This window comes from Vagococcus proximus, from assembly GCF_029143285.1.
Classification (GTDB): domain Bacteria; phylum Bacillota; class Bacilli; order Lactobacillales; family Vagococcaceae; genus Vagococcus_D; species Vagococcus_D proximus.
On the sequence record NZ_JAPDSH010000009.1, the window covers coordinates 16,042 to 42,242 of the forward strand.

Here is a 26,201-nt window from a genome sequence, read left to right on the forward strand (position 1 = left end):
TTATTCCTCCAATTTAAAATAAAAATTTAAGCCTTGATCTATTGGATTTCGGTAAATATGACAAGGCACATTATATAACTCACTTACTACGCTTTCTGTTAATACAATTTCTGGTGTTCCTTCTGCTACTATCTCGCCATCTTTCATAGCATAAATATAATCACAATATTGTGCTGCTGTTTCCAAATTATGTAAAGCTGTTAGTATCCCGCACTCTATTTTTTTCAACTCATTTAATAAAGAGAGCTGGTGATTCACGTCAAGATGATTTGTTGGTTCATCTAGTATCATGTAATCCGTTTGTTGACACAAGGCACGCGCTATAATAACGCGTTGCTTTTCTCCTCCTGATAACGATAAGAAGTTGCGATGTCTATATGCGGTTAGTTCCGTTTTCTCTAGTGCCTCATCTACATAATTTTGATCTTCAGTTGTATTTCCTTCCATCATTTTCTTATAAGGCGTTCTCCCAAGAAGAACCATATCTTCAACTTTTAAATCAAAATTCACTTCATTAAATTGTCCTACGACTGACAAATGCTGGGCCGTTTCTTTTGTCTTAGTCGTCATAAGGTTAAGCTCATCCAATTTTATAACCTTTGCTTTACATGGCAGAATACCCGCAACTCCCTTTAAAAGAGTAGACTTACCACACCCATTCGGTCCAATAATTCCAACAAATTGTTTATCAGATACTTTTAGTGAAATCTCATTCACAATTGTTTTAGCTTGACGTTTTATCGTTAATTTTTCAACTTGTAGACTCATTTATTCTCCTCCAAAGTTGTATTCTTTTTTCACTATCATATATATAAAAATAGGGGCACCGATTAATGCCGTAATGATCCCAATTGGTAACTCACTTTTAGATAAAATTAAACGTGAGACTAAATCACAAGCTAGCATAAATAGTCCACCTGATACTATTGAAAGAGGTACTAATTTTTTATGACTCGACCCACAAAATCCTCTGACTATGTGAGGGATAATCAAGCCAACAAACCCTATCATACCTGAAAAAGCAACAACTACACCTGTTAAGACCGCTGCCAATCCCATGTATAAAAATCTATAAAATCGCAAATTGATACCTAATGATGTTGCAGCTTCTTCACCTAATAACATAACATCGAGAACTCTATATTGAGTTAAAAAGAAGCCAATTAAACTCACAAGTACCAACGCTAGAACCGTTACATTTTCCCACGTCGCCGAAGCTAAACTTCCCATTGACCAAAACGTCACTGTTTTCATACCTTCTGCATTATTTGAAAGAAATACAATTAAACTTGTTAATGCCCCAAATAACGAGCTGACAATGGTACCCGATAAAATTAATTTAATAGAGGTCATCCGTCCTCCTATAGAAGAAAATGTAAAAACTAAAAGTGATGCGATAATAGCACCTACAAAGGCACCAAATGAAATTCCTGCCGATGCTAGATAGGGGATTGAGCTAAATCCAATTAGTATTGAAAAGGTTGCACCTAACGACGCACCTGATGAAATCCCTAGAATATAAGGATCTGCCAACGGATTTTGAACCATAGCTTGCATAATAACACCTGCTAATGATAATCCCATACCTACAAATAATGCTAGAAAAACTCTGGGTGCTCTAACATACCAAATAATATTACTGTTAGCTAAACTAACCGAATCACTTCCAAGAGTTATATGATTAAATGTTAATTTTTCAATCAATACACTTGCTACATCACCGAATGAGATAGAGGCTTGACCATTAGCTATCGATATAATAATCATTCCTATTATTGCCAACCCCAATAGTACCAAACTCATTGAAACTAATTTTACTTCTCTCTTTATCACTCTATTCACCTCGATATTTTTTAATTGAGAATGATTATCACTATCAATAACAAAATAATAACATAGTTAGTTGACTTAATCAATGTGCCTTATCTCACAATCTTAAATCATAATGAAAAAGCCTTAGTACATCAGATTATGTACTAAGGCTTTTTCTATTAATAAACTAATCGCTCAAATGGGTACTCTTTATTAAAGCGTTTCTTATACGCTGCTGACATATAATCATACCAATCATCGGATCCTTTTTGCCCCTCTAACTCTAACTTACCTGGTAATTGATAATACTTATAATCTTCTTCTGCAAAGAAAAGGACTTCCTGAATGTAATCTTCTTTATTCTCAAAACTACTAAAACGATCTACTTCTTGTGGATCAAAGTGAACAAATACTCCCCAACCACTTTGATTATGAGCAGAGACATAGTCCCCATCTTCAGAACCTTCTCCGCCAAATTCTATTTCAGCAAAACGGTTGGCTAATTCTTTTTCTAAGAATAACATTAACTCATTACGAGTCGTAACATATTTTTCTAAATCTTCATCTGGAATAATCCAACCTCCGATATCAGTTCCACCCTCATATTTTTTTCCCATTATAATTCCTCCTACCTCAAAAATCGCCATAATTCACGCCCTATCTTAAAGAGCTATTCACCATCCATTATAGCATGTTTAAAACTAACTTCCTCACTACTTAAACAATAAATTAAAACAGAAAGCCCTATTCGAGCTTCCTGTTTATAGTTCTGATAAGGGATACTTCTCCCAGATGTTAAATAATACTTGATTTTCTGAGTTATAAATATAACGATTAATACGGTCATAAAATTCATCAAAACTATTTAATGTAATCTCCTCATCCCATAAAAATCGGCCTGTTAAAAATGAAAGTAAATACTGATCCCAATCCTCAAACTCTTTACGAATAATAGGTAAGATTTCATTTGATGATCTCTCGAAAAATTCTTCTAACTCCACAAAACCAACTAAGTAACCATGTAACATAATATTACCGGCACGACACAACTCCCATGCTTTTATATTTGGCAACTCTTTAAGTGATACCGACTCTAATTCATTTGCTTGTCTCATTAAATTTAACTTATCTAAATAGTCGAAGCCACCTTCAATTAAACCTAGTTTCATCATATCTATCACTGACAATTTCTCATGATTTAGTAGACAATTTAAAATAGGCTCTGCACTTTCCATCAAATAAAACATATCAGCTACTCGTTGAACCCCAAGATAATTCTCAGTGGGCATGTTATCCACTTGGATATGTGCTTCGCTAAAAATCACCAACAATTTTTGATAATCTTTTTCAAATTGAAACCGTTCAATCTCTGATTCAAACACCCATTTTTCAGATCGACCATAATTTAATGTCGCGATATACCGTTTCATATCCGTACTCGATATGTAATTATCTTTGGTATTCATCGCTTCATAGTGAACCTTTCCTTCAACTAACTGATTTATTGTCGTTAACAAGTCCTCACGTGAGTGTATATTCCACCCTTCAGCTAATACAGCTAAACTATCAGTATGCTGGGCAGCTGTTCTAGGATAAAGATAATAAGGAGCTTTCTTTGCCCAAGCTGTATATATTGCCATAATGGTTAATACTTTCTCATCTTCTTCTGAAAACTTCATTCCTTCATAATGATGAGCTTTTTCATCCGAATCATACACTTTCGGTTCTACTGTTAACCATTTTAACTTTTTGAATCGCTGTCTATTCGTAGCACTTATATAATCAAAGTTGGTAAATAATAAGTAATTGTAATTATTCTTTGGAAAATTAAGACTATTTTCATTTAAATAATGTCTCATTTTAATTATATAATCTTCCCATGATTCAAAATAAGGAACAATTTTTCTCAAAATATGAGTACTATAGTTATCAAAATCTTCATCTGATAGCTTTCCTATTTTTTGAAACCATCTCAAACGTGTCAGTATCATCAACAAGCCTCTGATTTGTTCTCCGTCAAAGTAAACCGATGTGTCTTGACTTTTTCTCTGCACAGTATTTTTTAGTACCATAAACCCATAACTACTCATTGTATAATTGCCTAAATTAACTGCTTCTATTTTTTTTAATAAATTTTCATCTACTTCATCGCGCTTAAACTCACTTAAAAGTACTCGTTGTTGCTCTTTAGAAAAGTTAGCTGCATCTAAATCTGTTTTTAAAAAAGGCATCAATAAATAATCTAGAGGTAAATTGTTCTTATTTAATTCATAAAACGAAAATTTATACTGTTTTTTCTTTATATACATCCAGCCAACCATCCATCCATCTAAAAGTCACACAAAACGTATTTTTATTGTAACATAAATGAACTTTTTTTCCTTGCTTGATGTTTCATTTTTTTTATATTTTTTAAGTTAATTTTTAGTTTTTACTAAATCCATTACCATCTCTGGATTCTCTTTTTTTAATTGTTTTAAAAAAGTTTGGGTAGCACTATAAGAATCTCGTGACATTTTTATTGCACACACATCTTTTTCAGTCGCACCTACCAATTGTAAAAACTGAACCTCACCATGTATCGTTTCTAGTTTACCTAATAAAGGATCTTCAGAAACGATACATGTTGTATAATGCATTTCTGATGAGAATGGTTTGTTATTACTACTTAACACTTCATCTTCGATAAAATAACACTCTGTATTTTTTGTATGCTCACCATATTCAATCATTTTATCCAATAACCAGTAACACTCTTCAACAGTATCAACCTTTAATTTAGCTGTCATTTCATATCCATATTTACTATACCTACTACTAAAAGCTGCTTTTTTAGAATATAGTTCAGACATTCCCAAACTCACGATATGAAAATATTCATTATTAACATGATAAATTCTAAATCCTTCAATCGGTGATTTTGCTCTTTTTTCTACAGGAATTGAAATATATATAGGGGTAATCAATGGATAAACCTTACTCAATCTTTTTTCTATTGCATCTAACCCAGGAGCATTCTCTTTTACTGATACTACTTTTGTATAATTGAAACTATTCCAACCTAATGCTATTCTTTTTTTCAATCGACTAAATTTTGTAGTCTCATTTTTAGGTACAAATATTTCCATTTATAAACTCCTCCACTTCATTGCGTTTTTCTATCTTAAATAAGTATAACTAATAAAAAAAATAATTTTTATTTTAGATTTCAAGTTTTAATAAATCAAAAAAAAAAGCTCACACAAGGTGAGCTTTTAATCTTGCCATTCTACAATTTTTGTAACCTCAGCTAATTTAACATCTACTGTGTATTCCATATCTGGATCTTTCGGATAACGACTCTCACGTCTATAGATTTTCATCTCAACTGTTTTTCCATCTTTCGATTTGGTAAGGGATACAAAATGTAAACGTGACCGTTCTAATTTTTCTTTTTCTTTTTTCTCTGTATCCTTATCTTTGTCTTTATCCTTGTCTTTATCTTTTGCGGGATCTTTGTATTCGCCTTTCCACTTCATAGCGATTGTATCATTCTTATTCTCTTTGACTAACCAATTTTTATTATCATAATTATCCCAGTCAATTTTTTCATTCATAATAACGCCAGAATTTTTATAAGTTTGTTCTAACAATTTTATAGCTTCATCTCTTGTCCAACGACGCTTTTCCTTATCTTCTGTATCCACTTTAACTTCTTTACCTGCTACGATATCCTCAAAACCTTTTTGTAATTCTTTATTATCTGTAGGGCTAAAGTAAACCAAACCAGCACTGTTTGACTCATCTTGTAAAGTTACAATAACTTTAGGTTTATTCTCAGAAATAGCGAAGAAATAAAGATACGCAGCATCATCTTTACTTGCGTCAATATCTGAATAAATACCTACAATATTATACTCTTTTTTACCCGTTCCATCTTTTGATACTCCAACGGTCACTTTGTTACCATTAACTGCAATATTATTTTTAGATAAATCAGCTGGAAATTTCATACCATGAAAATTAACATCAGAACTACCTGGATAATAACGCTTATATGTTTGATCATATTTCTTACTCCATGAGGACATAAATTTATCTAATGACTCACCTTTTTGTGTGGACCATACTAATTCTGTAGACGGCTTAACTTTATCTTTTTTCTTATCTTTGTCTTTCGCCTTATCCTTATCTTTTTTCTTATCTTTCTTCTTATCTTTCTTCTTATCTTTGTCTTCTTTTTTCTCGTCTTTTGGACCTTTTTCAATTTCATCCATTAATTCTTCTGCTTGTTTTTTTAAATCAATCGAGCCACCAACAACACGTCTCAACTCTTTTAACTTATCCATAGATGCTTTGTAAGATTTGTCTTCTTTCAATTTAATCGCTTCTTTATACATAGCGAGTTGTTCTGTGAAGATCTTAGCATCTTTATCATCTTTTTTCAGATCTAAAGCTTTTTTAAAGGCTTTCTCTGCCTTATCCCAGTCTTTATTCTCTATTGCTTTCTTACCTTCTGCCATAGCCTCTTCATAGGTTTGCTTCTTTTTAACACCTTCCTGACTATTAACAGAACTTGTTGGTTTATCTTCATTTTTGCTTTCTACTTTTACCTCTTTAGCACAACCTGTTATGCCAAGTAAAACAGAAAACAAAACTATCATCTTTGTGACTTTCATTATATACACTCCTAAAATATTTCAATTTAAACTTTATTATACAATACCTATGTTTTTTTTCATATAGACTTTCATACAGTATAATCAAAATTTTGATTTTTTCATGTTTAATTCACAAAAGAATCTTATTTAATATCCCATTTTTCCGACTATTTTTCCTTGTTACACTATAAAAAAAAGCCTACTTCATGTAGACTCTAGTTTTTTACCACGCATTTCTTTCTCTGAAATCACAGGTTAATTTATTTTTTGCTTCTAACGCTATTCGCCCCGAATATGTCATGACACACTTTTCTGATGATGGAATAATTCCCACCAAAGTATATTCATAATAAGGAGCTTGCATTTCTTGCCATCCAGCTTCTTCAAAAAGTTGTTTACTTTCACCAGAAGGTGAGAGCGCACCAAAATGGTAACATTTATCAATCATTTGATTGATTTTCTGCATCATTGCTTGCCCAATTCCTTTATGTTGATACTCAGGTATAACACCCATCGCTTCAACATACCCAACTTTATATGGCTTGTTATCCAATAAAATAGAGCGCTGAACAACTGCTGCATGAGCGATTAATTGATCCTTTTTAAATGCCAGAAAATGACTCCCACCTAATGCATGAGACAGCTCTTCTACTGAAAAATCATCACCATTAACTTCTTTCAATAACTTGAATACTGTCAATAACTCATCATCAGATAAATCACTCGTATGTTTTTTTTCTATTATAACTTCTTCCATCTTTTTTCACCTCGTTAGTTTTAACAGAACTATCATACTAATTTTACTAATAAATAGCAATTAAATAACCATTTTCTACTACAAATAGACTCTTTTTTATATAACGAACCATTTGTATACAGGTTTAAGAATTAAAAAGAAGTAACACTGATAACAAAATTAATGGGATAGCGAACAAAACACTCCCCAAAGTAACAAGTATTTTATCTAATCTATCGTGTTTAACTAACTTTGAAAGCCCCCTATACACACCCAACCCAATAATTCCACCTAGCGTATTAGTTAGCACATCCGTAATATCAGTTGCCCCTATTCCTAGTATATACTGACTCATTTCGATGCAGACACTGAACCCTAACATCATCAGTATTTTCTGTAGATTACTTGACTGTTTACTAATAATACCCAATAACCCACCAAACGGAACAAAAATCAAACAGTTATTTATAATTTCACTAAGGTCCATTTTGCCATTTATAATAACTGATTCACTGAACGGAATTAAATTAATAGCACGTTGTCCTGATGTTACCAACGCTTTAAAATCTGCTGGAGATGCTGCCATCTTAAATAACAAAATCCAAACTAATACAACAAGATAACACATGAATAAATAATTACCTTTTACTTTTTTCTCCACACAACCATCCCCCTCGTCCTTTTTAGTCTTTACTAAGTATACGAACTATTTGAACATTAGACTATCCAACTTTTGAATGATATTTTTAAACCTCTCTGTAAGACTTTAGTCTGATAAAAAAAGCAGAGGCCTCATTGGCACTCTGCTTTTAATTAATTTTCTAATACATTTTTTTGATAAAATGTGACCAAATCAGCCACTGATCCTTTAGTTATGAGAGGCATGGCTTCTTCTACCAAGGGACGCTTCCAATCGAACCATCTCATCTCTAACAACTGTTCTGTTTCTTCTTCAGTGAAACGTGATTTAATCACCTTAGCTGGATTCCCCCCAACCACAGTGTAGGGGGGGACATCTTTGGTTACAACTGATCCCGATGCGACAATAGCGCCCTCACCAATCGTGATACCTGGCATAATCATCGCATTCATACCAATCCATGCGTCACTTTTAATAACAGTATCACCTTTAGGTTCATATGTATCTGCAATTGTTTCTGCAAAAGGATAGACACTGATACTGTCTGTAGGGTGGTTATGATTCCCCCCCATCAAAATAATAACACCACTGGCGATACACACGTAATTTCCAATACTTAATTTATCGACATGCCACCCCATATCTTCTATAGGATTAAATAGTCCTCGAGACACTTGATCGCCCCACATATAACGGACACAGCCATCTTCAAAATTAGGGTTATCATAGTAGCCTGAATAGTAAGAATACTCCCCTGCTTCAATTAGTGGATTTGTTATAATATCTTTTATATATTTAGTCTCTGACCAATGATTAAATGTTGTCATCTTTTTTCCTCGCTTCTAAGTTTTAATTTAATGGTTAACCTAGAAGCATACTACGGTTGCAACATTTTTGAATTTTAATAATCGTCTTACCATGCTATAAAACTCCCTTTTAACGATAGTTCTTATAGTTTAATACCAAATACTAAGTTCGTCAATCTTATTGCAACACATGATTCAATCTTACTTCGTCTTTTTTAAAAACTCGGAAATATCTTTTGCCATCTCTTCTGATTTTGTATGATGGAGATAGTGACTTCCTTCATAGATCTTAATGTCTGTATACATACTGTCTTTTAACATATCCTCATGAATTGGAAGCCATTTATCATCCGGTTCTACACTTTCAGATGCTAAAAAATATAAAACTGGTAGGTCTTTCGGATAGCTAAGTTTTTTTGTTTTCTCAAAGGTCTCTGTCATCTCTTCACCTTCAGCCATTGTGGCTTTATTTCCCATATTCTTTAAAGAAATATAAGTGAATTGTTCAGCCAGTTTATCCTCCACTGGTGGAAGAGATAACATCTCAGGACTTGCTTTTACCAATTGTCTGTATAGACCTGATTTACCTAAGAAACGTAATGTTCCAGTTGGATTGTCACCCGCTCCTTCTTGAGAAGGTAAACTGCTGTCGATTCCGATAAAACTTTCGACCTCATCAGGGTACTTCGTAATATAGTCTAAACTATACACCCCCGAAATAGAATGCCCGATCAGACTATAGTGCGTCATACCTAACTGTGACAACGCATCATGTAATTCCTCTGTTAAATTTTCAATGGTTCTTTCCTTAGCTGTATCCTCACTTAACCCATAGCCAAACGGTTCAACTACTACAACTTTAAATTCTTTAAGTAGTTCATCAGTTAAGGGTTTAAAATCTATTACTGGCGAACCTGTCAGATAGCCTGGTAAAAGGACTAGTGTTCGATCACCCTGTCCTAATATTTGAACTCGCATACTTTTACCATCTACTTTTACTTCTTGTCCATACGGTACAATCTCTTTTTGCTCCTTCTTAAGTGCGGACGTGCTAATTACTTTTAGACTAATAAAAAATAACAGAACTAATAAGACTAGACCTAAAATGATACTACCTAAAATAATACCTAATTTCTTCATCTAAAAGTTCCTCTCCGTAAATAACGTCACCTCTTCAACAATTTTCGGTGTTTGCGTATGGTGCAAGTAATGTGTTCCTTTTAGTGGAACTAATTTAGATGTTGTCAGATTAGAAATCTGATCTTCATGCATTTTAATCCAATTTGCCATAGATTGATCATTATCTGCTACAAATAATAACACTGGCATATCTTTTGGATACATCAACCCTCGAGATGCTGGAAAACTAGTATCTAATTCTTTAAGCTCTTCTTTAAGATTACGACTGCTCATATTTTTTAGTGTAATCAAACGCATTTGTTCAAAATCAGAATTTGATTTTGCCATACCTAAGGCACTTTCTGGATTAACTTTTATCATTGCACGTAATACACCGATTTCTTTTAAGAAGTCTAAAGGTCTCATATCAATACCTGGCCATGGTTGATTCGCCACACTTGAGTCAATTCCAATAAAACCGTTCATTTCATCAGCATACTCCTGAGCATAATTTACAGCATATAACCCTGCAATAGAGTGACCCATTAACGTATACTTTTTAAGACCTAATGTTTTAACTATCTCATGAATTTCTTCTGTTATGTTAGCAACCGACCGTTTACGATTCGTTTGACTGCTTAATCCATAACCAAATGGCTCAACTACAATCACTCGGTAATTCTTTTTTAATTCATTAACCATAGGCTTAAAATCAAGATAAGGGCTCGCTGTTCCTTGCCCGGGAAGTAAGACAATCGTCTCTTCCCCTTTACCAATATCTACAACATTTACCTCTCCATCAAATAATGGAATTTTTTCTCCATAAACCTTAATTTGACTGGCTTCTCGTTTCAAACTCACTTTGTTAATAATATAACCAGAACCACTTATTAAAATTAGCGTTAAGATAATCCCAAACATAATCTTACCTGCTCGTTTTAATAATCGCTTCCCTCTTGATACGCCTTGTTTACTTTTTTGCTTGCTCATTTAGTTCTGCCGCCTTTCGTTCAATCTCATTCATAAGGCGTGTCATCATCTCTTCATTCAAGATTGGCATACCTGCTTGTTCTAAAATAGTTGCTGCTGCTGTTAATTTATCCATAAATGTTTCTACCGTATTCGGGAACAATGCTGGAATAAACCAAGTACTCACGATTAATAGACTTAACTCAGCCGATTGTTTAGGCTGACTCACGTTAACTGACCCATCTTCATTACCTTCGATTAGACACCTTTCAATTAAAGGTGCCATGACGTCATTATTAGATAATACATAGAGTGCAAAAAACTTTGGATTTTCTAATAAATTGAACGACAACTCTCGTGTGCCTCCTAGATCACTATTAAACATCGTTTGAAACATTAACTCTTGAATTTTTTCCAAACCACTTTTATTAGGTAATGCGACTATATCTGCAAGTTCTTCTTCTTTAAGTAAAAATCGTCGAACAACAGCTTCGATAATATCATCCTTTGACTTAAAGTGATGATAAACCGCTCCTTTTGATAAGCCGTCTAATTCTCTTACAATATCTTGAATCGATGTTTTTTCATAACCCTTTTCAACAAATAAACGAGTAGATACATCTAATATCAAGCTTCGGGCCTGTTCTGCTGTGTATTTTTTAGCCATTATAAACTCCTTCCTCAAAAAAACATTCAATCGGTATGTTTTTAATCTTACGAGATTTATCTGGTCGTGTCAATAAAAAAAGCAAAGCGATTACTCGCTTTGCTTTTAGCTCTCTGTTAAGTTCTGGGTATACTGTATGTATAACTCATCCAATTTTTTCGTAGAAGATGATATGCCTTCCTCTACTGACCACTGACTTACTGTGAAGATAGTCTCAACGAGTTGTCTCGCTGTTAACTGTTTAGGCTCCACGTAACTTGAACACAACTGTAAATAACACATAGCTTCTTCTACCATGATCGCTTTCGTCCATTTTGTTATAAGATGGCTGCCTTCTAAATCATAGTTTTGTGAGAGGATCAAGTCTTGTAAAGGTGAGGTATCAAAAAAATGACCTGCACTACTAAACGGTCTTTGATAACGTTCTAAAACAGGTATTTTTAAATAATCTAACATTAAAAGACCTATACCATATTTAAAAACCGCTTCTTTATCTTCAAAGTGATAGTAAAAACTGGTATGATGAATGCCAACTTTTTGACATATTCCTCGTACCGAAAGCTTACTGTATGTCTTTTTTTCTACGACACATTCTTCGTACATCGCTTGCCAAATTGCATCCTTCAAACGCTATCCCCTCTTTTCCCGACACTCTATCAAAGCTGTCGGATGTTATTTTTTGTTTAATTTATTATACTGATTGTAGAACAAAATAGAAAGGAGCTCACTTAGCATGAAAGCCATTAAATTATTTATCGCTATCAGCTTAGACGGCTATATTGCAGATAAAAAGGGACAGATTAACTTCTTAGAAAGTATTTCCCAAACAGAAGAGGATCATACGTATGAGACATTTATCAAAACCATTGATACGGTTATACTTGGAAGTACAACCTACCTACAAATTATTAATGACCTATCTCCCAATGATTATCCGTATAAAGATATGACTTCTTACGTCCTAAGTAGCCAATCAGATCTACCACTAAAAGAAAATGTGACCGTCCTTAATGAAGATGTCGTAACACTTCTTTCTCAACTTAAACAGACAGATGGGAAAGATATTTGGTTAGTGGGAGGAGCAAGTATCATTAACCCGCTGATTGAAGCGAATCTAATCGACGACTATTATATTAGCATTACCCCTTATTTATTAGGTAATGGTATTCCACTCTTTTCACCTAAATCCCAAAAATTACCACTGGCACTACTATCACATTGTGCTATTAATGGGATGATTCATACCCACTATCAACGCCAAAAATAAAAAGAGCGATTAAATTCGCTCTTTTTATTTTGACTCAAGTTCTCTATAAAACATATCTAATTGTCGTTGATTTTTTATGATTACCACTTTATCAGAATAGTTTTCTCGAATATCTTTAAAAAACTGTCGGCGTTTCTTGTCTCTCCCTCGGTACAATAGCCACCAAATAAACTCAGCATCTAGTTTTTCTTCACACCCTTCAGCCATATCCGGTCTTGTTTTCCCACGGTATTTAAGATAACGTGCTGTCGCACGGCGAAGACTGGCCCATCTCGAAAAAAGAAGTAATACAATTCGCTCTGAATCCTCTAAACGTTTGACCAAATAAAAGTTACTATAATTACCATCGATTACCCATGAGTCCTGTTCTAAAAATTCAGCCACTATCTTTTGTGACTCTTCTAGTGGTCTGACTTCCCAATTTTCTAAAAACTGGACAGTGTCTAGATGCAGTGCCCCACATTTATAAGTCTTCGCAACTTCTTTAGCCAGAGTAGACTTACCGCTGCCACTATAGCCCATAATTGATACTTTCATTCGGTTTCACGCTCCCTTTTTTGAATTAGTTTTTCATTATAGCACGAGCAACTCATTCCAACAATTTGTTTTATAAACTAAAAAGGATGCCTAGACAGCACCCTCATTAGTTTATTTTTTTGGTGTTACGATTTTTAAAAAGCGATTTAATTCATTTAGTGATTGTAATTGACGATTACAAGTTTCACTATTATGACAAATGTAGTTCCCTTTAGTTAAATAATTGCCTTCTTTTGAGACTTTTCCTTTTGCCATAAACAAACTGACACCCGATGTACCATGACAAATCGCACAAATCCCTTTTTTAATATCAGGAGATAGCGTCCCTTCAAGTCCAACTAACTTATTATCCTGATAACTAATCAGGTATTTTCGCTGTTTTCCGCTGTCGTTCCATCCGTAAAAAGTCTGATGAGCTAAGTCTACTTCTTCCCATTTAGGAATACTTAACTTTTTTGTCTTAGCAAACACTTTTTGTAACCCTTTGTCGCTGGGAACTTTAAATGGGATAACATACGTTTTTACTTTCATAAGGTACCGCTCTAATTCTCGTTGGGTTTTTCCTAAGTTTAACGGTTCCATCAGCAATTCTTTTTGTTCAGTTGTTGCATCTGGAAACTCTGCCATGATTTTCTCTATAGCTAACGCTTTTAAAGTTGCCACCGTTTGTTTATCGTTTACCGAACGCTGGCTTGTTGTAATGGTTATGGCTTGCTCTTCTATAATATTGTATTGATAAGGTTTAATAAATTTAGTCATCTCTGTTTCCTCCTTTAGTGTTAACACAGCTAAAATCGGTCCTGACTAATAAAGTTGCTTAGTTTAAACTTACTGTACTAATCATTCCCAATTATGGATGACTGTACAGAGCGATGCGTTTTAATTGGCATCTGTGATCACCACCTTTAAATAATGACAATAGTATACCACACACACCGAATTTAGAATAACAGTTTATTGCGAAGAAAATCTATCTAATATAAAAGTTTTCACCTTCTGACGTTCTTCCCTATCTACTCTAAAGTCCAATTTCTCTGCCACACTATCTTCTAATTCGCCAAAATAATCAAACATTAGTATTAATTTTTTTGAAATATCCTTAAACTCTCCACTTGGAAAAATCCCTTGAAAACGAGCCATTTCCTCTTCTGAAAGGTATCTACCAATATATTTACCAAACGCTCCTGTTGATACTTTAAAATCATTGGCTAATCCAATCTTCCAATTCACCATCTGAATTACCATAGGCACGACAAACTGATCATAATTATGCTTAGCATACATTAATTCCTTACGGCAAACTCCTTTACTAATCGAAAGGCACAACCATCTAAATTCATTAACCGTATCTAAAAATTCTTTTTCAGTTGGTACGGTTATATAAAAAGAATCTTCTGTTTCTATAGGAATAAGTTCTGAGTAATTGTCTTTATTTAATAAAATTTGCCTTGGTTCTCGATTAGTCTCTTCTGGTAATTTTCGGATATCACATAGTGTCAAATCAAGACGATGGCCATCTTTAAATTGAATCAGGTAGGCAAATCTCTCAATCCCAGCAAAATCATAAGGCTCAGAAAACCAATCCATAGGCTTTTGCATCAGTAACCGCTCACCAAATACGTCTAACCAACCCTCTTCTTTGATGAAAGACTGTATATCTCTTACGTAAAAAACACAATCAAAGTCACTGTACTTATCTCGAGTGGCCGATGGATTAACACGTGACCCATCTAGTGTTACCGCACGCACCCTCTCTTCATTTTTAGCAAACGTCATAATTTGCTCAAGCATCTCTTTATCTGTTCTCATATGAGTCTCCCCACTCCTAACATTTACTAGTTTATTTTTTAGTAATATTCGGAAATCTCTCTCTCTTACTATTAACATACTCAATAACAAGATGATCCAGCTCACTAGCATACACAACTTGATCGTACTGCTCAAATATATCCTCTGTTTCACATAAGAGATCTAACTTAGCTTCAATGGAATTCTCTGAACAATTTTCTAAATCAATTGGCTCTAATTGTACTAATAATGCTTTAAAGTTATTTAAAATATCATACATTCTTAATTCTTCTAAACCAATCAAAACATCTCGGGTAATAATTCTAGCATCTTGGGTTAAAAAGCCTATATGACCATCTGTACAAATAATAGCTTGATAGACAACAAGACTAAACATAATCTGTTCACTTTGAGTATATACTTTTTTACTTTGATGATAATGTTCTAAACTATTAAAAAGAACATTAACAAACATCTCATCAAAAAGTGTAATCACATCTTTTTCCTTGAGAATACATTCAAAATTCGGAGAAATAGATTCTTCTCCAACAGAATTTAACAAGTCATTAAATTCTTTATTAAAATCATCACTTCTGATATCACTCTCTTGTTTAGTACTATCTATTTTTTTAAAACGATTAAACAATCTCATTTTTAGTTCTCCCAAATCATTTGATATACTTATCTTACCTCATATCACTAGTCAATAAAATAATAGATAAAAATAATTTTAAATAGAACTCTTTCAATATTGAAGAAATAAAAAATGTAAAGCCACGACCTAGACCGTGGCTTTACATTTTTTATTTAGATAGCATCTCGCTGACAACTGGATCTTTAACTGTCACACCTTCTTTTTCAAGACGTGCAATTGTTTCTGCAAAGTTTGGTAAAAATTCTTTATGTGCGATTAATAATTCATCTAGAATGCGTTTAGCCGTTTCGCCTGCTGTTACTAAAGGATTAATCGTAAAGGCTTGTAATGCTAAGCCGTAATCTCCTGTAATCGCTGCTTCAATTGTTGTTAATTCCATATTTTTCATTACTTGTAACCAACCTTTTTCTGCTGGTTGTAATGAGCCGAAAGCGATTGGTAATGCCCCTTCTGCTCCAACAAAAGCTGATACTTCAACCACGCAATCCGCTGGTAGGTCAGGAACTGCTCCATTATTTTTAGTTGAGACAACGATATGTGTTTTTTTATTACCGTAAATTGAGGCAATCGTTTCACAAGCGGCATCTGAATAATGTGCTCCGCCACGTTTAGCTAATTGTTCTGGTTTATGGTCTAAGTTTGGATCTTTATAAAGCTCGAATAATTCGGCTTCTGTTTCTTTTACTTGTTGCGCACGTGTCCCTACTGTTTTGTACTCTTCTAGAGAATGAGCAAGCATCTCTTCCTCTCTATAGTAGTAACGGTGGTAACCACACGGAATAGCTTTCATTTGCTCTAATTGTTCTCTAAAGAAAGCAACATCAAAGATATTAGCTGGAAGTCCTGCATCTTCACTGTACATTTTATCAATAATTTTAAGCGTCACATCTTCACCGTCTGAATTTGTTACACGATGCCAGTGGAAGTGATTAAGTCCCGCAAATTTGTAAACCAATTGATCTAATGTTGTATCTAACATTTTGGGCTCCATCATCATAGCCCCTACAGGAACATTACATAACCCCATGACTTTATCCCATTTACCATAACGTACAATCGCTTCCGTCACCATACCCGCTGGATTTGTAAAGTTGATTAACCACGCATCTGGACATAAACGCTTCATATCTTCAACGATGTCTAAGATAACAGGAATTGTTCTAAAGGCTTTAAACATCCCTCCTGCTCCGTTTGTTTCTTGACCAATCATGCCGTAGTAGCCCGGAATACGTTCATCTTTAATACGAGCGTCTAATAAGCCCACGCGGAATTGAGTCGTTACAAAGTCCGCATCTTTTAGTGCTTCTTCTCTATCTAATGTTAAATGAATCTCAACATCGTAAGGCGATGCTTCCCACATACGTTTTGCCATTGCGCCAACGATTTCTAATTTTTCTTTACCTGCTTCAATATCTACTAACCAAATTTCTCGGATTGGTAACTCATCGTAACGTTTAATAAAGCCTTCCATCAATTCTGGTGTGTAACTAGATCCTCCACCAATTGTTGCAATCTTAATGCCTTTTTTCTCTGTCATTGTCGTCACTCCTTAGTAGTTTTGTTATAAGTTAAGTGTAAGCCTTTTCTTTTATTTAATCGTTAGTTTTAAAAAAATGAAACTTATATTTACAAATTAGCGATAATCTAGTAAACATTTTGTAAATTTAGTTCCAATCCCTTACTACATTACTCCTTTTTCTACTTTCAAAGCTTTCTGATCTTCCACTTTGAAGAACGGAAAGAAAATAAAGAAACTAATAAAAATTTCAACAACTTGGAAAACAGCTCCCCGCCAACCTGATAAAATAAAACCCGAGAAAATAGGAGGCATGGTCCAAGGTAACTGTAGGCCATTGGTTAACGGTACAATCCCCAGTGCCATGACAGCATACGTTAAGATTCCTAATACAAGAGGACAAAGAACAAACGGAATTAACATAATCGGATTCAATACGATCGGCATGCCAAAGATCAAAGGCTCGTTAATGTTAAAAATAGCAGGTCCAAATGATAATTTACCCAATACTTTAAACTGACTTGATTTTGCAAAAAACATACACGCAATTGCCAAACCAATCGTTCCACTAGCCCCACCTAACTTTATATAATTACTATAGAATTGCATGTTAACAATATTCGGAAGGACATCTCCTCTAGCAAATGCTTCTGCATTCTCTACTGCTAACGCTGTCCAAATAGGTGTCATAACTGCTAACATAATGTTTGAACCATGAATCCCAAATGCCCATAATGTCGCTTCGAATAATATTAAAACAATAAGTGCAGGTAATGAACTACCTAATGATAATAGTGGTTTTTGTAAAATTTCAAATACAAAATTATGTGCGGTTTCAAATGGCGTTAATAAGAACCCGATGCGAATTAAATTGACAATAACAACCACTATGAACCCTGGAATTAATGCAGAAAATGAGTTCGCCACATTTGGTGGGACTGACTCTGGCATCTTGATGACCCACCCACGTTTAATAACCAATCTGAATAGTTCTACTGATAAAACCGTCACTATCATACCAATAAATAATCCTGCTGCTCCGAAATTAGCAATCGGTAATCCTTCTGCACCTGCAGTATCTTTCATAACAGGTGTCAAAATAAAGAAAGCTAATAGCGATACTGCTTGACTACCTACAATATCTATTTTATATTCCTTAGCTAAACTTCTTGATATTCCTAAAATGACAAACAACGTCATTATATTCATGGTCATCGTATTGACCGTTAAAAAGTAACTGGTCCATTCTTTACCAAAGATACTTTCCATAAAATCAAGATAAGGTTGAAACGGTAACTGGGTGATTAATAAAAAGACTGATCCAATAATAAGTAGCGGCATGACCACAAAGAAACCATCTTTAATCGCCGTTAAATATCTGTTTCGATCTAATTTTTGAGCTAACGGTGCAAGTTTATTTTCTACTGCTTCTAGAAATTTATCCATCGATTGAACACTCCTCTTATCTAGTCGTTGTAAACGTTTACATACCAAGGATAAATTATTAGGTCTTATCATACAATTCGAAACAGTGATTAAAAAAAATGATTTACATATTGTTAAATATTGTATTAGAAAACAACAAAATGAATTTTACAGATGATCACTTATTTAAAAGAGACATTTCTTATTAATTACGATACAATCAATGTAAACGCTATACTAAACGTGAAGGAGCTTATCTTATGCTATTAACTGAAAAATTAAAGAAAACTCTATTTTCACCTACTGAACAAGTTGTAGTTGACCACTTACTAGACAAGCGCTCTCTCATCGCCAACCAAACCATTAAAATGATTGCAGAAGAGACCTATACCAGTCCTTCAATTCTTATTCGCATCTCAAACAAGATGGATTTTTGTGGGTGGACCGATTTTAAAAAAGCGTTCCTAGCTGAAATCAATTACTTAGATACTCATTTTCAGGAAATCGATGCCAATTTTCCTTTTACAGAAAAAGATTCCTTCACAACTATTGCCAATAAACTTGGAACACTTCTTCAAGAAACCATCACGGATAGTCTTGATTTACTTCACCACGACGACTTGGCCAAAGCCATTCGCCTAATGGAGGAAGCCCCTACTATAAAAATATTTACAAGCAATATCAATGTGTATCTCGCTCAAGATTTTTGTCATAAAATGAAGCGTATCAATAAAAATGTCTCTATCATCAGTTTAGATGGGGAACAAGTTTTTGAAGCGACAAATTCTGATCATTCGGTTCTAGCATTACTAATTTCATATAGTGGCGAAACCCAATCTATCACACATTTACTGCCTATTCTCAAAAAAAATAAAGTGAAAATACTCGCTCTAACTAATATGGGAGAAAATACCATTGCAGCTAATGCTGATTGTTCTCTAAAAATATCAACTCGAGAAAAACTCTATTCCAAGATTGGTGGATTTAGTAGCCATTATTCTATCTATTTCTTACTAGATACCCTGTATTCATGTATCTTCTCATTAAACTACCAGAAAAATCTGGATCATACGATTGCCATCTCTAAAATAAATGATCCGCGATGTTCACAACTCGAAACACTAAAAGAAGATTAAAAAAAATAGAGCCTATACGGCTCTATTTTTATTGAATTAGCTTCTTGTATTTTTTTATCTTTTTCACTGCCCAGTCATAGTGGCTAGAAGTTGCGGATACTAAATATGCCCCTAATGATGTTGTGTTAGTCCACTTATAATATTTCTTAGTGAATAGCTCTTCGTTTGTATGCGCCGAAATAATAGCCATGACTTTTTGATGTGTGTCTAAAACTAATTGTTTACTTTCCGACAGACTTATATTTTGACACTCTTCCCAAAAATGCTGATTCAAATCCGGTGTGGTCTTCCATGTATACCCTTCTTTGGGCATAACTGGCTTTTCTCCGGACATACCGATCTCATACCAAGTTAAAAATAACTTATGCCAGTCATGTAAATGACAAAGTACATCTCTAATTGTGCGGTCTCGGTCTTCAAAGGGAAAGACTGCTTCTTGTTCTTCCTCTGTCATCGACTCAATAAGTTCCATTAACTTACTATAATTTTCTGATGATAAGGTCACTAAACTTTCTTTTGTTGTCGGTCTCGCCACAGTATAGCCTCCTTTTAGTTTTGTTTATATAAGAAATTATAAGGTACTTTTAAAGATTAAACCATTAAAAACTGGTATTACTGTCTATTATGAGACAGTTAACCCATTATCATCTATCAATGACTTTTTACTCTCACTTTCTTCAAAGAAAATTCCTATCTCTCAACGTATTATTATATTATACTCACCCTATAACATAACACTTAGGAGGATTTACTCATGATAATCAAAAAAATAGTACCACTTCTAACCTTACTTTTGGTTGGGGCTGGATGTACGAAAAAAGAATCCTTACCGGAAAATAGTAAGCCTGAGACACAGTCAACAGTAAACAAAACTAATAAAGGCAGTGAAAATAAAATAACACCAGGTCTGTATTCACTAGACTACCCTTCATTAGTAAGTAATGACCCCATTAAAAAAATTGATTTAGTTATAAATGAAATCGATTACGAACTTGATGGAAAAACCTTTAAACGTTGGGTATATACTGATAAAAATAACACACCCTATTATGCTGGTATGCCCTTAATTTTAAACAAAGGGCAACAAGCTACAATTAATGTAACCAACAATACCTCTGCTGATACTAACATTCATTGGCACGGTTTAGCTCTACCGAATGATCAAGATGGACCTGGTCTTTTAATTAAAAAAAATGGTGGTACGTTCACATATAACTTCACCCCTGATTACACTGGAACTTACTGGTATCATTCTCACAATCGTCCCGTTCGCGATCAAGTTGACAACGGCATGTATGGCCCCCTTGTTATTTTAGATGATACGGATAAAACCTATACCAATGATCAACTGCTCGTTTTAGATGATTGGGTTGTTAATAATGAAGAAGGCCATATGCAAGTTGAAGGAGATGTGGACACAGTTAATGGGTTGACGGGACAAGATATCGAACCTATTACTGTAACCAATGGAGATAAAACCAAACTTAGACTTGTTCAAGCAGCTACCGCTAAAAGTACCACTCTTTACTTCCCAGAAGAAGTTCTTATCACCCATACTGATGGTATGCCTTTGGAAAAACCAGTCTATACAAAAGAGATAACCTTAGCACCTGGGGAACGTTATGATGTAGAAATGATTTTATCAGGAAAGCAAGATAAAACATTAGAGATAAAAAATGACCGTGACCAAGGATTCAGTATCCCTATCAACTATCGCTATGATGCTAAACAAAAAAACGTCCCTACTTTCACCAAATCTACTACTACTCCTAAAGAAATAAAGACAGGTGATAAAGATTTAACAAAGCCAGATATTTTTGTTGAAATGGATAGTCAAATGAGCTCAAACGGACACGAATGGACAATCAATAGGGAAGTCTTCCCTGATACCGAATCATTTGATCTTAAAAAAGATAAACCTTATGTCATTCGCTTTAAAAACAACAATCATATGAGTAACCATCCTATGCATATTCACGGGGCACATTTTAAAGTTCTTTCTGAAGATGGCGTTCCTCTAACCGATGCTATTTGGAAAGATACTATCGATGTTTCACCAAACGGTTATACTGATATTCTTATTCAATTTGACCGAGTGGGTGAATGGATGCTTCATTGCCATATCCTAGACCATGAAGATGGTGGGATGATGACGACTATTAATGTGGCTTAAACGTCAAGATAAGAGAAAAAACGCAATCCTAAGTGGATTGCGTTTTTTTACTATGTTAAATATTCTAACTACATTTTTAATCTAATCGTTCTCCATTTGAAGAAATTACTTGTTTATACCACTCAAAAGATTTTATTATCCTTATAGATAAAACCATTAGTCATATTTTCCATTAACGGGTCAAATAAATCTCATTTTTATTTATTAGTCTCCTCACTAGAATAGACTAACTTCCCATTTTTGTCATAAATTTTACTTTCAAATTCTTCTGTTTCCGTCGCCTTAGTTTGTTTTTCTACAGACGTGGGTGTTGAGAGCTGCGATAAGTAAACCAATAAACCGGACAATCCGATAACAACCACTAGAGTAATGCCTAAAATAACTTGTTTTATCTTCACAAGAATACTCTCCATTTCTTTCAATTAAATACCATTAAATAAAGTATAACAAGTCCTTCTTATTTTGACCTCACTTTATTTATTAATTTTTTATGAATTAATCATCAAATTTTATCTCTAATAATTCTTTTGTGAAGGCATCTATTTTTAATTTAATCTTTTTGTTATCCGCTCTAACTGTTACTTCCCAATACGTTATTCCTAAATTTTTCTCTAAAGACATTTCATCCAAGTGGCTGCCTTTGACTTTTTCTTCTGCCACTTTTAAAATATCATTAATTTCAGCTAATTTAGCTGTTTCAATTGCTTGCGCCTCAAGAACAGATTCATCTTGTTCCTCTCTATCTAAAGGCTCTATTTCTTTATCCAATACTTCCTTAGTCACAGCATCGTACACTACTTTATAGTCATTAGTGTCATCTTTACCCTCAACTTTATAAACCCAGTTTCCACTTTCCTTTTCCAATTCAACTTCAGTAACATTCGCATCTTTTGTTAATTCGTGATAACGCGTTATCGCATCTGCTAGTGTAACTTCTATTTTTACGCCTTCAGGATTTGGATCTGGTTTTACTAAATTTTCAACATCTAATTTTTTTTCTGTTATGTCTTCTTTAACTTGAGTCTTAACTTCTTTATTTTCGCATCCTGTTAAAAAGGACAGTCCCATCATACCAAAAACACTAACTATTACTATATTCTTCTTCATACTAGCCCCTCCTCCAATGATACTACTAGTATACCGTATAAAAAAAATAACACCTCGTACCAAGGTCTGATATCTTAAGAAAAAATGAGTTTAGGTCTGTTAGAGCTTTAGCTGTGTTATACTAAAGCAATAATTTTAACAAAGGAGTGTTATTAATAATCCATTATCCAAACCCAAATCAACTTAATCCGAATCCGATGATTAAGGACTTGATTTTCTTAAAAAATGCTATTACCCGATCAACTATTGAAGTTGGCGACTATACTTATTTTGATTTAGGCAATACAGGTCTGACATTTGAAGACCGTGTCACCCATCATTATGATTTTATTGGTGACAAACTCATTATTGGTAAATTTTGTGCCATTGCCTCTGGGATTGAATTTATCATGAACGGGTCAAATCATGTCATGTCAGGAGCTACAACTTATCCATTCAATATTATGGGAAACGGTTGGGAGAAAGCGACGCCTGCTATTAGTGACCTTCCTTTAAAAGGCGATACCCTTGTTGGTCATGATGTTTGGTTTGGTCAAAATGTCACAGTCTTACCTGGTATCACTATTGGCAATGGTGCCATTATCGGAGCTAATAGTGTTATTACACGTGATGTCCCTCCTTATACTATTGTTGGCGGAAATCCAGCTAAACCAATCAAACAGCGTTTTAGTAAAGAAATAATCGATACCCTGGAACAACTTTCATGGTGGGATCAAGATATTGAATGGATTACTGAACATATCTCAACACTTACCCTTGAAACCGTCACACTTACTCAACTAAAAGAATTAAAAGATAGTCTAAACAACGCTTAATACTAAGGTGTTATTTTAAGTACTAAAAGGAGAGTCTCAAATGCTACCGTTTTACCTATCATTTTCTGATTTACTAATGATTCACCCTACTTCAATTATCGGCTTAGTTATTGTTAGTATTTCTCTTGGTTTTCTTCTGAGAAACAGAACACTCACACATAAAGTCCGAACTATTATAAGTAGCTTATTATTTTACTGCTATCTTGTACTTTCTTTAACCAATGTCTTTGGTATTCCGACCGTAATGGAGCTGTCACGCCTTACTGCTTTAGGGCAACCACTCCTCAACCCTAATCTTGAGCTGGTACCTTTAGCAGATGGCTTTAGTTTTAGTTTTATTCTAAATGTGATTGCCTTTATGCCATTTGGTTTCTTAGTTCCAATGATTAGCCCTACCTACTCAACATGGTATAAAACAGTCCTACTTGGGTTATTGTTCTCATTATCTATTGAAATCAGTCAACTTTTCACACTGTACAGAGCAACAGATATTAATGATTTACTGACCAATACTTTTGGGACATTACTAGGCTACCTCATCTTTAGTATCATAAATAAAATGATCAAAAGAAGTTCTGCTCCTACCTTAAATATAGACCCTACAGGATTTTTGCCACCACTTATTGTGGGTGTTGCCTTTTTAAATGTTTTTTTAATTTGGAATTAATAACTTAAAAAACCACTGATTTGTTTAATCAGTGGTTTTTTTATTGTTTTTCAACTTCTTTATACCGAAGAAAATTAAGCGTAATAAACCCAAAATAATCCCACTAAAAAGTAATAAAAATCCAATAGGTAGCAGGAAAAAGTAAGGTTCATGCAATACCCCACTCTCTAATACCGTTGTTTCAGTAAATGACTTTAAAAGTAAACACATTAAACCAATTACGACCAACGTAATACTTATCATATTGTATTTAGAACGTCGAACTAAATCACTATCCTTAATTAATTTATTTTCCATTGTATCATCTCCTAAGATTAGAGTATCTAAAGAAAGTCCAAACAATTTGGCTAACGTCACGACCATCTCTAAATCTGGTAAATTTCTCCCCGTCTCCCAACTTGAAATCGTTTGGCGAGAAACATTTAGCTTCTTACCTAATTGTTCTTGTGTCAAAGTATGTGTTGCTCTTAATTTTTTTATTTGATTCGAAAATTCCATATTAGTCCCTCCTCATTCAGTTATACATGTCTTTACTAAACTTAACAAGATAGTCTCACTAGCTCGACCTTTTTAGCACGCTAGTAAGACTAGCATCATGATAATAGAGCCATTTCTAGCTATCACTAGTATAATCAATTCTTTTAAAAGTAGGTATTATTTTTACTTAAATAAAAAGACCACTTACGATTGTAAGTAGTCTTTCCCCTAACAATTAGGATAACTTAAGGTAAATACAGTTCCTTTAGTTTCTTCACTTTTAACATCTAATTCTAAATTATCATGAAGCGTGACAATTTCTTTTACTATAGATAGACCTAAACCACTTCCCTCGGTATCAGAATTACGCGCATCATCAACTTTATAAAAACGTTCAAATATATACGGTAATTTCTCAGTGGGTATTCCTTGACCATAGTCCTCTAGTATAATTTTCCAGCTATCAGCCTTTCCTGTCAGACTCAATTTTATTTCTGAATCTGGTGCTGAAAACTTAATCGCATTTCCAAGTAGGTTCTGCCAAATTTGATAAAATAAGATAGGATCACCTTTATAGCTGATTGGCTCTGTGGTTAGCTTCAAATTGATCTTTTTTTCTGATAACTGAACAGAAAAACCTAATTTAACTTTCTCCAATAAATCATCTAAATCAATATCACTTTTAGACAAGACTGCGGTTCCTTCTAATTCGGTCAACTTCAACAAACTATCACTTAAATTTGATAATCTCATGCATTCACTGCGAATGGTCTCTAAATAATAAGCCCTTCTTTCGGGATTTTCTTCTCTCTGAGCCAACTGGGCAAATCCAGAAATAGAGGTCAAAGGACTTCTGATTTCATGAGAGACATTTGAGATAAAGCTTTGTTTTAACTTTTCCATCTCTGCTAAATTGTCACTTGTTTCTTCAATTTGATCGAGAAATTCTACCCATTCTCCATAACGTGCCATCTTTTTCTTTTCTGAAGACAAGTCAATATTAAAATTGCCTCGCCCCATTTCAAATAAACTTTTCGTTAAACTATTAAAGAAAAATCGTTCTGGTCCTGAAAATAGTAACCCTATCCCCATGATAAGTCCTAACCATACTAAAATTGATAGGACAGAAATACCCCACCATTCTAATTTAAAAGGAAGCAAATTAATCACATAAACAACTAATAGAAATAGTAAAACAATACCTACTAAAACCAGAAGAAACTCTATCGTCTTTCTAATTTTTTTCATC

General features: G+C 34.0%; 29 protein-coding genes. 5 read left to right on the forward strand and 24 right to left on the reverse strand.

The genetic code is table 11. The annotated features are described in order from the left end of the window. The 13 genes from OL233_RS10290 to OL233_RS10350 all read right to left on the reverse strand — a co-directional run bounded on the left by OL233_RS10290 (position 1) and on the right by OL233_RS10350 (position 12,016). Positions 1-768, reverse strand: coding sequence for an ABC transporter ATP-binding protein (locus OL233_RS10290; RefSeq protein WP_275472221.1), 768 nt, complete (start codon positions 766-768; stop codon positions 1-3). Continuing rightward, positions 769-1,803 carry a FecCD family ABC transporter permease gene (locus OL233_RS10295; protein WP_275472275.1) on the reverse strand — a complete coding sequence of 345 codons (1,035 nt, stop codon included), beginning with the start codon at positions 1,801-1,803 and terminating at the stop codon, positions 769-771. Between the two features lie 188 nt (positions 1,804-1,991). Next, positions 1,992-2,429: a hypothetical protein gene (locus OL233_RS10300; RefSeq protein WP_275472222.1), complete on the reverse strand. Its 438-nt coding sequence runs from the start codon at positions 2,427-2,429 to the stop codon at positions 1,992-1,994. Positions 2,430-2,573: 144 nt separating this feature from the next. Continuing rightward, on the reverse strand, positions 2,574-4,121 hold the full coding sequence (locus tag OL233_RS10305; protein ID WP_275472223.1) for a DUF1266 domain-containing protein: 1,548 nt from the start codon (positions 4,119-4,121) through the stop codon (positions 2,574-2,576). Between the two features lie 108 nt (positions 4,122-4,229). Next, positions 4,230-4,940 (reverse strand): suppressor of fused domain protein, encoded by a 711-nt coding sequence (locus OL233_RS10310; protein WP_275472224.1) that lies wholly within the window; start codon positions 4,938-4,940, stop codon positions 4,230-4,232. Positions 4,941-5,066: 126 nt separating this feature from the next. Continuing rightward, entirely contained in the window at positions 5,067-6,470 is a 1,404-nt protein-coding gene (locus tag OL233_RS10315) for a DUF4767 domain-containing protein (RefSeq protein WP_275472225.1), read from the reverse strand. Between the two features lie 205 nt (positions 6,471-6,675). Then, positions 6,676-7,209: a GNAT family N-acetyltransferase gene (locus tag OL233_RS10320; RefSeq protein WP_275472226.1), complete on the reverse strand. Its 534-nt coding sequence runs from the start codon at positions 7,207-7,209 to the stop codon at positions 6,676-6,678. A 124-nt stretch (positions 7,210-7,333) separates the two neighbouring features. Continuing rightward, positions 7,334-7,849 (reverse strand): VanZ family protein, encoded by a 516-nt coding sequence (locus tag OL233_RS10325; protein WP_275472227.1) that lies wholly within the window; start codon positions 7,847-7,849, stop codon positions 7,334-7,336. Positions 7,850-8,001: 152 nt separating this feature from the next. Further along, positions 8,002-8,655, reverse strand: a complete 654-nt coding sequence (locus tag OL233_RS10330) for a CatB-related O-acetyltransferase (protein ID WP_275472228.1) — start codon at positions 8,653-8,655, stop codon at positions 8,002-8,004. 180 nt (positions 8,656-8,835) lie between these two features. Further along, entirely contained in the window at positions 8,836-9,774 is a 939-nt protein-coding gene (locus tag OL233_RS10335; RefSeq protein WP_275472229.1) for an alpha/beta fold hydrolase, read from the reverse strand. Then, the gene (locus OL233_RS10340; protein WP_275472230.1) at positions 9,775-10,743 is read right to left on the reverse strand and encodes an alpha/beta fold hydrolase; all 969 of its coding nucleotides are present in this window, start codon (positions 10,741-10,743) and stop codon (positions 9,775-9,777) included. Next, positions 10,724-11,389: a TetR/AcrR family transcriptional regulator gene (locus OL233_RS10345; RefSeq protein ID WP_275472231.1), complete on the reverse strand. Its 666-nt coding sequence runs from the start codon at positions 11,387-11,389 to the stop codon at positions 10,724-10,726. The genes OL233_RS10340 and OL233_RS10345 overlap by 20 nt, the downstream gene beginning before the upstream one ends. Positions 11,390-11,494: 105 nt before the next feature. Further along, positions 11,495-12,016 carry a TetR/AcrR family transcriptional regulator gene (locus OL233_RS10350; RefSeq protein WP_275472232.1) on the reverse strand — a complete coding sequence of 174 codons (522 nt, stop codon included), beginning with the start codon at positions 12,014-12,016 and terminating at the stop codon, positions 11,495-11,497. 106 nt (positions 12,017-12,122) lie between these two features. Between OL233_RS10350 and OL233_RS10355 the strand changes: the two genes are divergently transcribed. Further along, positions 12,123-12,656 carry a dihydrofolate reductase family protein gene (locus OL233_RS10355; RefSeq protein ID WP_275472233.1) on the forward strand — a complete coding sequence of 178 codons (534 nt, stop codon included), beginning with the start codon at positions 12,123-12,125 and terminating at the stop codon, positions 12,654-12,656. Between the two features lie 24 nt (positions 12,657-12,680). Here the strand turns inward: OL233_RS10355 and OL233_RS10360 are convergent, their stop codons facing one another. The 6 genes from OL233_RS10360 to OL233_RS10385 form a co-directional block, all read right to left on the reverse strand. Beyond that, positions 12,681-13,193 carry a P-loop NTPase family protein gene (locus OL233_RS10360; protein ID WP_275472234.1) on the reverse strand — a complete coding sequence of 171 codons (513 nt, stop codon included), beginning with the start codon at positions 13,191-13,193 and terminating at the stop codon, positions 12,681-12,683. Between the two features lie 111 nt (positions 13,194-13,304). Then, positions 13,305-13,952, reverse strand: a complete 648-nt coding sequence (locus tag OL233_RS10365; protein WP_275472235.1) for a FusB/FusC family EF-G-binding protein — start codon at positions 13,950-13,952, stop codon at positions 13,305-13,307. 195 nt (positions 13,953-14,147) lie between these two features. Beyond that, the gene (locus OL233_RS10370) at positions 14,148-15,113 is read right to left on the reverse strand and encodes an aminoglycoside 6-adenylyltransferase (protein WP_367618501.1); all 966 of its coding nucleotides are present in this window, start codon (positions 15,111-15,113) and stop codon (positions 14,148-14,150) included. Continuing rightward, positions 15,034-15,633, reverse strand: coding sequence for a hypothetical protein (locus OL233_RS10375; protein WP_275472237.1), 600 nt, complete (start codon positions 15,631-15,633; stop codon positions 15,034-15,036). Before OL233_RS10375 ends, OL233_RS10370 begins: the two co-directional genes overlap by 80 nt. Before the next feature lie 151 nt (positions 15,634-15,784). After that, a complete protein-coding gene (locus OL233_RS10380; protein ID WP_275472238.1) occupies positions 15,785-17,173 on the reverse strand; it encodes a 6-phospho-beta-glucosidase in 1,389 nt (462 codons plus the stop codon). A gap of 144 nt (positions 17,174-17,317) precedes the next feature. Next, the gene (locus OL233_RS10385) at positions 17,318-18,598 is read right to left on the reverse strand and encodes a PTS sugar transporter subunit IIC (protein ID WP_275472239.1); all 1,281 of its coding nucleotides are present in this window, start codon (positions 18,596-18,598) and stop codon (positions 17,318-17,320) included. A 239-nt stretch (positions 18,599-18,837) separates the two neighbouring features. On the opposite strand from OL233_RS10385, the gene OL233_RS10390 reads away from it, so the two are divergent. Next, on the forward strand, positions 18,838-19,713 hold the full coding sequence (locus tag OL233_RS10390) for a MurR/RpiR family transcriptional regulator (RefSeq protein ID WP_275472240.1): 876 nt from the start codon (positions 18,838-18,840) through the stop codon (positions 19,711-19,713). Between the two features lie 28 nt (positions 19,714-19,741). On the opposite strand, the gene OL233_RS10395 is transcribed toward OL233_RS10390, so the two are convergent. After that, entirely contained in the window at positions 19,742-20,248 is a 507-nt protein-coding gene (locus tag OL233_RS10395) for a ClbS/DfsB family four-helix bundle protein (RefSeq protein WP_275472241.1), read from the reverse strand. Between the two features lie 219 nt (positions 20,249-20,467). Between OL233_RS10395 and OL233_RS10400 the strand changes: the two genes are divergently transcribed. Next, positions 20,468-21,886 (forward strand): multicopper oxidase family protein, encoded by a 1,419-nt coding sequence (locus OL233_RS10400; RefSeq protein WP_275472242.1) that lies wholly within the window; start codon positions 20,468-20,470, stop codon positions 21,884-21,886. A gap of 197 nt (positions 21,887-22,083) precedes the next feature. Here OL233_RS10400 and OL233_RS10405 read toward each other — a convergent pair whose 3' ends face one another. Next, positions 22,084-22,284, reverse strand: a complete 201-nt coding sequence (locus tag OL233_RS10405; RefSeq protein ID WP_275472243.1) for a hypothetical protein — start codon at positions 22,282-22,284, stop codon at positions 22,084-22,086. Positions 22,285-22,381: 97 nt separating this feature from the next. Continuing rightward, positions 22,382-22,993 (reverse strand): PepSY domain-containing protein, encoded by a 612-nt coding sequence (locus tag OL233_RS10410; RefSeq protein WP_275472244.1) that lies wholly within the window; start codon positions 22,991-22,993, stop codon positions 22,382-22,384. A 197-nt stretch (positions 22,994-23,190) separates the two neighbouring features. Between OL233_RS10410 and OL233_RS10415 the strand changes: the two genes are divergently transcribed. Together OL233_RS10415 and OL233_RS10420 are read left to right on the forward strand one after the other, a co-directional pair. Continuing rightward, on the forward strand, positions 23,191-23,808 hold the full coding sequence (locus OL233_RS10415; RefSeq protein ID WP_302470598.1) for a CatB-related O-acetyltransferase: 618 nt from the start codon (positions 23,191-23,193) through the stop codon (positions 23,806-23,808). A gap of 40 nt (positions 23,809-23,848) precedes the next feature. Further along, the gene (locus OL233_RS10420) at positions 23,849-24,475 is read left to right on the forward strand and encodes a VanZ family protein (RefSeq protein WP_275472245.1); all 627 of its coding nucleotides are present in this window, start codon (positions 23,849-23,851) and stop codon (positions 24,473-24,475) included. A gap of 24 nt (positions 24,476-24,499) precedes the next feature. On the opposite strand, the gene OL233_RS10425 is transcribed toward OL233_RS10420, so the two are convergent. Together OL233_RS10425 and OL233_RS10430 are read right to left on the reverse strand one after the other, a co-directional pair. Continuing rightward, the gene (locus OL233_RS10425) at positions 24,500-24,973 is read right to left on the reverse strand and encodes a helix-turn-helix domain-containing protein (protein ID WP_275472246.1); all 474 of its coding nucleotides are present in this window, start codon (positions 24,971-24,973) and stop codon (positions 24,500-24,502) included. 207 nt (positions 24,974-25,180) lie between these two features. Next, the gene (locus tag OL233_RS10430) at positions 25,181-26,200 is read right to left on the reverse strand and encodes a sensor histidine kinase (RefSeq protein ID WP_275472247.1); all 1,020 of its coding nucleotides are present in this window, start codon (positions 26,198-26,200) and stop codon (positions 25,181-25,183) included. Between the last annotated feature and the right edge of the window lies 1 nt (position 26,201).

What these genes read in the sequence shown, in the direction of transcription:
- OL233_RS10420 (WP_275472245.1), top strand. Translation starts at nt 23,849, where the DNA reads ATGCTACCGTTTTACCTATCATTTTCTGATTTACTAATGATTCACCCT.
- OL233_RS10330 (WP_275472228.1), bottom strand. Translation starts at nt 8,655, where the DNA reads ATGACAACATTTAATCATTGGTCAGAGACTAAATATATAAAAGATATT.
- OL233_RS10415 (WP_302470598.1), top strand. Translation starts at nt 23,191, where the DNA reads ATGATTAAGGACTTGATTTTCTTAAAAAATGCTATTACCCGATCAACT.
- OL233_RS10345 (WP_275472231.1), bottom strand. Translation starts at nt 11,389, where the DNA reads ATGGCTAAAAAATACACAGCAGAACAGGCCCGAAGCTTGATATTAGAT.
- OL233_RS10410 (WP_275472244.1), bottom strand. Translation starts at nt 22,993, where the DNA reads ATGAAGAAGAATATAGTAATAGTTAGTGTTTTTGGTATGATGGGACTG.
- OL233_RS10305 (WP_275472223.1), bottom strand. Translation starts at nt 4,121, where the DNA reads ATGTATATAAAGAAAAAACAGTATAAATTTTCGTTTTATGAATTAAAT.
- OL233_RS10335 (WP_275472229.1), bottom strand. Translation starts at nt 9,774, where the DNA reads ATGAAGAAATTAGGTATTATTTTAGGTAGTATCATTTTAGGTCTAGTC.
- OL233_RS10320 (WP_275472226.1), bottom strand. Translation starts at nt 7,209, where the DNA reads ATGGAAGAAGTTATAATAGAAAAAAAACATACGAGTGATTTATCTGAT.
- OL233_RS10310 (WP_275472224.1), bottom strand. Translation starts at nt 4,940, where the DNA reads ATGGAAATATTTGTACCTAAAAATGAGACTACAAAATTTAGTCGATTG.
- OL233_RS10355 (WP_275472233.1), top strand. Translation starts at nt 12,123, where the DNA reads ATGAAAGCCATTAAATTATTTATCGCTATCAGCTTAGACGGCTATATT.
- OL233_RS10300 (WP_275472222.1), bottom strand. Translation starts at nt 2,429, where the DNA reads ATGGGAAAAAAATATGAGGGTGGAACTGATATCGGAGGTTGGATTATT.
- OL233_RS10340 (WP_275472230.1), bottom strand. Translation starts at nt 10,743, where the DNA reads ATGAGCAAGCAAAAAAGTAAACAAGGCGTATCAAGAGGGAAGCGATTA.
- OL233_RS10380 (WP_275472238.1), bottom strand. Translation starts at nt 17,173, where the DNA reads ATGACAGAGAAAAAAGGCATTAAGATTGCAACAATTGGTGGAGGATCT.
- OL233_RS10365 (WP_275472235.1), bottom strand. Translation starts at nt 13,952, where the DNA reads ATGACTAAATTTATTAAACCTTATCAATACAATATTATAGAAGAGCAA.
- OL233_RS10295 (WP_275472275.1), bottom strand. Translation starts at nt 1,803, where the DNA reads ATGAGTTTGGTACTATTGGGGTTGGCAATAATAGGAATGATTATTATA.
- OL233_RS10430 (WP_275472247.1), bottom strand. Translation starts at nt 26,200, where the DNA reads ATGAAAAAAATTAGAAAGACGATAGAGTTTCTTCTGGTTTTAGTAGGT.
- OL233_RS10425 (WP_275472246.1), bottom strand. Translation starts at nt 24,973, where the DNA reads ATGGAATTTTCGAATCAAATAAAAAAATTAAGAGCAACACATACTTTG.
- OL233_RS10390 (WP_275472240.1), top strand. Translation starts at nt 18,838, where the DNA reads ATGCTATTAACTGAAAAATTAAAGAAAACTCTATTTTCACCTACTGAA.
- OL233_RS10370 (WP_367618501.1), bottom strand. Translation starts at nt 15,113, where the DNA reads ATGCTAGTGAGCTGGATCATCTTGTTATTGAGTATGTTAATAGTAAGA.
- OL233_RS10400 (WP_275472242.1), top strand. Translation starts at nt 20,468, where the DNA reads ATGATAATCAAAAAAATAGTACCACTTCTAACCTTACTTTTGGTTGGG.
- OL233_RS10375 (WP_275472237.1), bottom strand. Translation starts at nt 15,633, where the DNA reads ATGAGATTGTTTAATCGTTTTAAAAAAATAGATAGTACTAAACAAGAG.
- OL233_RS10315 (WP_275472225.1), bottom strand. Translation starts at nt 6,470, where the DNA reads ATGAAAGTCACAAAGATGATAGTTTTGTTTTCTGTTTTACTTGGCATA.
- OL233_RS10360 (WP_275472234.1), bottom strand. Translation starts at nt 13,193, where the DNA reads ATGAAAGTATCAATTATGGGCTATAGTGGCAGCGGTAAGTCTACTCTG.
- OL233_RS10290 (WP_275472221.1), bottom strand. Translation starts at nt 768, where the DNA reads ATGAGTCTACAAGTTGAAAAATTAACGATAAAACGTCAAGCTAAAACA.
- OL233_RS10385 (WP_275472239.1), bottom strand. Translation starts at nt 18,598, where the DNA reads ATGGATAAATTTCTAGAAGCAGTAGAAAATAAACTTGCACCGTTAGCT.